Source organism: Streptomyces sp. E2N166 (assembly GCF_003671715.1).
Taxonomy (GTDB): Bacteria; Actinomycetota; Actinomycetes; order Streptomycetales; family Streptomycetaceae; genus Streptomyces; species Streptomyces thinghirensis.
The window spans coordinates 80,590-86,546 of record NZ_RAIF01000020.1; the positions used below are offsets into that span (position 1 = coordinate 80,590).

7 protein-coding genes and 1 tRNA gene are annotated in these 5,957 nt (G+C 69.2%); 7 read left to right on the forward strand and 1 reads right to left on the reverse strand.

The window, feature by feature from the left end:
• Positions 1–113: 113 nt before the first annotated feature.
• The 5 genes from EBH09_RS17295 (at position 114) to EBH09_RS17315 (ending at position 3,095) form a co-directional block, all read left to right on the forward strand.
• Positions 114–198: transfer RNA gene (locus EBH09_RS17295), tRNA-Ser, on the forward strand.
• An 86-nt stretch (positions 199–284) separates the two neighbouring features.
• Positions 285–461 carry a hypothetical protein gene (locus tag EBH09_RS17300; protein WP_121747901.1) on the forward strand — a complete coding sequence of 59 codons (177 nt, stop codon included), beginning with the start codon at positions 285–287 and terminating at the stop codon, positions 459–461.
• A complete protein-coding gene (locus EBH09_RS17305; RefSeq protein ID WP_121747902.1) occupies positions 461–754 on the forward strand; it encodes a Dabb family protein in 294 nt (97 codons plus the stop codon). Before EBH09_RS17300 ends, EBH09_RS17305 begins: the two co-directional genes overlap by 1 nt.
• Before the next feature lie 182 nt (positions 755–936).
• Positions 937–1,881 (forward strand): RNA polymerase sigma factor SigF, encoded by a 945-nt coding sequence (locus tag EBH09_RS17310; RefSeq protein WP_121747986.1) that lies wholly within the window; start codon positions 937–939, stop codon positions 1,879–1,881.
• A gap of 293 nt (positions 1,882–2,174) precedes the next feature.
• Complete coding sequence (locus tag EBH09_RS17315) at positions 2,175–3,095, forward strand: RNA polymerase sigma factor SigF (RefSeq protein WP_121747903.1); 921 nt, start codon at positions 2,175–2,177, stop codon at positions 3,093–3,095.
• Positions 3,096–3,257: 162 nt separating this feature from the next.
• Here the strand turns inward: EBH09_RS17315 and EBH09_RS17320 are convergent, their stop codons facing one another.
• A complete protein-coding gene (locus EBH09_RS17320; RefSeq protein ID WP_193776370.1) occupies positions 3,258–3,455 on the reverse strand; it encodes a hypothetical protein in 198 nt (65 codons plus the stop codon).
• 207 nt (positions 3,456–3,662) lie between these two features.
• Between EBH09_RS17320 and EBH09_RS17325 the strand changes: the two genes are divergently transcribed.
• Together EBH09_RS17325 and EBH09_RS17330 are read left to right on the forward strand one after the other, a co-directional pair.
• Positions 3,663–4,163, forward strand: a complete 501-nt coding sequence (locus EBH09_RS17325) for a MarR family transcriptional regulator (RefSeq protein ID WP_121747905.1) — start codon at positions 3,663–3,665, stop codon at positions 4,161–4,163.
• Between the two features lie 85 nt (positions 4,164–4,248).
• Positions 4,249–5,957 (forward strand): MDR family MFS transporter (locus EBH09_RS17330; protein ID WP_238697347.1); only part of this gene is annotated, 1,709 nt, incomplete at its 3' end.

Sequence of the window (5,957 nt, forward strand, 5' to 3'; positions counted from 1 at the left end):
CGCCCGCCTGCTCACGGACTTCTTCCGCGACCGCTGACCGCCGTCGGCCGGGGCCCCGCGGGCTCCGGATACCGATTTCAAACCATGCCGCACTGTGCTGTAAGGTCTCTCTCGGTAGCGTGTCCGAGCGGCCGAAGGAGCTCGCCTCGAAAGCGAGTGTGGCGCAAGTCACCGAGGGTTCAAATCCCTCCGCTACCGCTCTTGAAGGGCCCCGTCGAAAGACGGGGCCCTTCGTGCGATCATGACCGATCGAAGGCGTGCTCGAAGGGACAGGGGAGGCCGCAGTGGCGGTGAATGCGAAGAAGGTCGCCGTCTACGTGCTCGTGGTCTTCGCGCTCTACGTGATCATCACGGATCCGGCGAAGGCCGCCGACTACGTCCAGATAGGTTTCCAGGGCATCTCCGACGCGGCGAGCGCCGTCGGCGACTTCATGACCTGGGCCGCCAACGGAGGAAAGTGATGATCCGCCACCTGGTGCTGTTCAAGCTGAACGAGGGCGTGCGGCGCGACGACCCGCGCGTCGTGGAGGGCGTCGAGGCCTTCCGCGCGCTCGGCGGGCTCATCGAGGAGCTGCGCTTCTGGGAGTGCGCCTGGAACATCAGCGACCGGCCCATCGCCTACGACTTCGCCATCAACTCGGCCGTTGAGGACACCGACGCCCTCCGGCGCTACGTCGAGCACCCGGCGCACCAGGCGGGCGTCGCGCTGTGGCGGGAATTCGCCACCTGGGTGATCGCCGACTACGAGTTCTAGCCCGGCCACACCGCTCCGGCCCCGCACCCGTACGGTGCGGGGCCGCTTCGCGTTCACGTCCGCGTTCACTCAACACGACGTTATGCGGTGCTTGCACACAGTGCACATGTCTTGTGATGCTATGACCGCTTTTGACGGATGAGTTGACGGAAGAGTTGACGGATCACGAGGTGGAGTTGACCGTGCCGGCCAGTACTGCGCCTCAAGCACCGCCCGCACAGCCCGCGCCGCCCGCACAGGCTCAGGAGCCACCGGTACAGGCTCAGGAGCCGCCGGTACAGGCCCAGGAGCCGCCCACACAGGGACCGGCGCCGTCCGTGCAGGGCCAAGAGCCGACCGCTCGAGAGCCGGCGCCGCAGCGCAGCCGGGGTGCCGACACCCGGGCCCTGACCCAGGTGCTCTTCGGCGAGCTGAAGTGCCTCACGCCGGGGACACCGGAGCACGACCGGGTGCGCGCGGCGCTCATCGAGGCCAACCTCCCGCTGGTGCGCTACGCCGCCGCGCGCTTCCGCTCCCGCAACGAGCCGATGGAGGACGTCGTCCAGGTCGGCACCATCGGGCTCATCAACGCCATCGACCGGTTCGACCCGGAGCGCGGCGTGCAGTTCCCGACGTTCGCGATGCCGACCGTCGTCGGCGAGATCAAGCGGTACTTCCGGGACAACGTCCGCACGGTGCACGTACCGCGCCGGCTGCACGAGTTGTGGGTGCAGGTCAACAGCGCGACCGAGGACCTGACGACCGCCTTCGGGCGCTCCCCGACGACCGCCGAGATCGCCGAGCGGCTGCGCATCACCGAGGAGGAGGTGCTGTCCTGCATCGAGGCGGGACGGTCGTACCACGCCACCTCGCTGGAGGCCGCCCAGGAGGGCGACGGCCTGCCCGGACTGCTCGACCGGCTCGGCTACGAGGACCCCGCCCTCGACGGGGTCGAGCACCGCGACCTGGTCCGGCATCTGCTCGTCCAGCTCCCGGAACGGGAACAGCGCATCCTGCTGCTGCGCTACTACAGCAACCTCACCCAGTCGCAGATCAGCGCCGAACTCGGCGTCTCCCAGATGCACGTCTCGCGGCTACTGGCGCGTAGTTTCCAGCGATTGAGGTCCTCGAACCGGATCGAAGCGTAGTCTCGCCACACGGTCTCCTCGCATATCGAATGCGCGTGCCAGGAGTCACCGGGGCGAGCGAATCGCTCACCAGGGCAGTTGCGGGCGGAATCGGGCCGATAGACCGTCAGACCGCCTTTTTCCAGGGGGAATTCGCGTCTCGGATGTCGACATGTCACTACAGCGCGTTGCCGACATGTGACATTCTGCCGGAGACGCGTTTGCCGGGGCTTCGGCTCCGGTATTCAGGTGGAGGCTGCGTTCCCGGCATGGGAGCGTTCGCCGTGACCGTCCCGCGACCCAAAGGGGGTGGCATGTCCGCAGACCAGGGCAGCTCGAAGGTGCTCGCGCTCGCGGAGAGCGAGACCGCGCCCGACACGATCGAGGCGCTCGGCCCCGTCGATGACGTCCAGGCCATCGAAGCCGTACCGACCCTCGACGCCGTGCCGGCCCAGACCCTTCCGGCCACGGAGGCCATCGACACCCGCACCCTGTCCCGCTCCCTGTTCCTGCGGCTCGCCGCCCTCGACGAGGACAGCCCGGAGCGTGCCTACGTCCGGGACACCCTGATCGAGCTCAATCTCCCGCTGGTGCGTTACGCCGCCGCGCGCTTCCGCTCCCGCAACGAGCCGATGGAGGACATCGTCCAGGTCGGCACCATCGGCCTGATCAAGGCGATCGACCGCTTCGACTGCGAACGGGGCGTGGAGTTCCCGACGTTCGCGATGCCGACGGTGGTCGGGGAGATCAAGCGGTTCTTCCGCGACACCTCGTGGTCGGTGCGCGTCCCGCGCCGCCTCCAGGAGCTGCGCCTGGCCCTGACGAAGGCCAGCGACGAGCTGTCCCAGAAGCTGGACCGCTCCCCGACGGTCGGCGAGCTGGCCGCCGTGCTGGGCGTCTCCGAGGAGGACGTCGTCGACGGCCTCGCGGTCGGCAACGCGTACACCGCCTCCTCGCTGGACTCCCCGGCCCCGGAGGACGACGGCGGCGAGGGGTCGCTCGCGGACCGTCTGGGCTACGAGGACACGGCGCTGGAGGGCGTGGAGTACCGCGAGTCCCTCAAGCCGCTGCTGGCCAAACTGCCGCCCCGGGAGCGGCGGATCATCATGCTGCGCTTCTTCGCCAACATGACCCAGTCGCAGATCGGCGAGGAGGTCGGCATCTCGCAGATGCACGTCTCCCGGCTGCTGACCCGGACCCTCTCGCAGCTGCGCGAGGGCCTCATCTCCGACTAGCGCGCGAGGGCCTCATCTCCGGCTAACGCGCGAGGCCCCGTCCGCGACCGGCCCCCTCAAGGCCGTTCACGACAGCCCGGCGACCGCCGCGGCACCTCGGGGTGCCGCGGCGGTCGCCGTCGTATCCGTCTGCGCGGTGCCGGTTCCGCTCCGGCGCCGGTCCTACTTCAGCGCCAGCCAGGCCACGGCCGCGACGATCACCACGGCGGCCACGATGCCGGCGATCAGGCCGATGCGGGGCCCGGAGGATGCGGCGGGGGCCGCCTGCCGGGACTGGGGGCCTTCGTCGACGAACGCGCGGAACATCTGGGTGCTGCCTGCGGGGTCGTTGTTGCCCTGGGGGCCCTGGTTGTTAGCCATGGGCCGAGACACTAGCGAATCCGTGGATGCGGCCCAAGTGCGGGGCTCCCCAGTCCCCTTGCCCCCGTCCACTGCCCGTCACCTGCACGTTTACTATCGCAATACTTGCCTTTGCCAACTTTTTATGGCGGGATGAGCCGTTTTTATTTGCCTGTAGCAACCAACCGAACCTATGGTTGCCCTAAGCAACGAAAACGGGAGGTGCGCATGGCCGAGAAGGCTCAGTACGAGGAGCTGATCCGCCAGTTCAGCGCCTTCGGCGCCGTGAAGCGGGAGATGGGACGGCTGCTGCCGGCCGACTGCCCCGGCGGATCCGCCGCCGTACTGACGCTGCTCGGCCGCCACGGGGACATGCGCATGAGCAAGCTCGCGGAGCTGCTCGCCGTGGACATGTCGGTGACCAGCCGCCACGTCGCCCACGTCGCCGAACGGGGCTGGATCGAGCGGTCCCCCGACCCCGCGGACAAGCGCTCGCGCATCCTGCGCCTGACGACCTCGGGGCAGGGCCGGCTCGACGAGATCGCCGACCGGACCAGCCAGATGCTCGCCCACCGGCTGAGCGACTGGTCCGACGACGAGGTCGGCCAGCTCACCCGGCTGATGGCCCGGCTCAGGGCCAGCTTCGACGACTGCCGGGCCCCCGCGGCCCGGCCACCCGCACCGTCCGGGGACGAACAGTCCACCCGTACACCCGCGATCACCACGTAAGTAAAGGAAGTCCATGGCAACGACCACACCAGCCGGTGTGCGGGCTCATGCCAAGCACGGGGGAGGCTCCAACGGAGACGCTCCGATGACGCACCGGCAGATCATGGAAGCGCTGTCCGGGCTGTTGCTCGGCATGTTCTGCGCCATCCTGTCCTCGACCATCGTCACCAACGCCCTGCCCGAGATCATCGGTGACCTCGGCGGCGGCCAGAGCGCCTACACCTGGGTCGTCACCGCCTCGCTGCTGACGATGACCGCCTCCACCCCCCTGTGGGGCAAGCTCGCGGACCTGGTCAGCAAGAAGGCCCTGGTCCAGATAGCCCTGATCGTCTTCGTCATCGGCTCCGTCGTCGCCGGTCTGGCGCAGAACCCCGGGATGCTGATCACCGCGCGCGGCATTCAGGGCCTGGGTGCCGGCGGTCTGGCCGCCCTGGCGCAGATCATCATGGCCGCGATGATCTCCCCGCGTGAGCGCGGTCGCTACTCCGGCTACCTCGGTGCCACGTTCGCCGTCGCCACCGTCGGCGGCCCGCTGCTCGGCGGCGTCATCACCGACACCAGCTGGCTCGGCTGGCGCTGGTGCCTCTACGTCGGCGTGCCCTTCGCGCTCCTGGCGCTGGTCGTGCTGCAGAAGACGCTGCACCTGCCCGTGGTCAAGCGGAAGGTCAAGGTCGACTGGGCCGGCGCCTTCTTCGTCACCGCGGCCGTCAGCCTGCTGCTCGTCTGGGTCACCTTCGCGGACGACAAGTACTCCTGGATGTCCTGGCAGACCGGTGCCATGGTCGGCGGCGCGGTCGTGCTGACGCTGCTCTTCCTCCTCGTCGAGTCGAAGGCCGACGAGCCGATCATCCCGCTGCGCCTGTTCAGGAACCGCACCATCACCCTGGCCTCGCTGGCCTCGCTGTTCGTCGGTATCGCGATGTTCGCGGGCACCGTCTACTTCAGCCAGTACTTCCAGCTGGCACGCGGTGAGTCCCCGACCATGTCGGGTGTCATGACCATCCCGATGATCGGCGGCCTGTTCGTCTCGTCCACGGTCTCCGGTCAGATCATCACCAAGACCGGCAGGTGGAAGGGCTGGCTGCTGGCCGGCGGCGTGCTGCTCACTGCGGGCCTGGGCCTGCTGAGCACCATGCGCTACGACACCGCCTACTGGCACATCGCGATCTTCATGGCGCTGATGGGCCTCGGCGTCGGCATGATGATGCAGAACCTGGTCCTGTGCACGCAGAACCAGGTGGCCCCGAGCGACCTGGGCGCGGCCTCCTCCGTCGTGACCTTCTTCCGGTCCCTCGGCGGCGCGGTGGGCGTGTCGGTGCTCGGCTCCGTGATGTCGTCCCGGATCAGCCACTACGCCTCCGACACCATCGGGCAGCTCAGCCCGCAGGAGCAGGCCGCGGCCGCCAAGGTCTCCGGCGGCGGCGCGATCCCCGACATGAGCCTGCTGCCCCCCGGCATCCGCGAATGGCTGGAGAGCGCCTACGGGCACGGCATCGCCGACATCTTCCTGTACGTCGCGCCGATCGCGCTGCTCGGCTTCCTGGTGACGCTGTTCATCAAGGAGGTCCCGCTGCGCACCTCGGGCGCCCTGGCCCAGGCGGCGGAGGCTTCCGCCGAGACCGCCTCGCCCGTGGCCCCGGCTCCGGCCGAGGCCACCCGGGTCGCCCCCGAGCCGGCTCCGGCCGGTGCGATGGCTGCCGCGTCGGCGGCTCCCTCGGCCACGTCGGCCACTTCGGCCACCTCGGCCACCTCGGTCGCCGAGCCGGTCTCCCGGCCCGAGGCCACGCAGCGGCT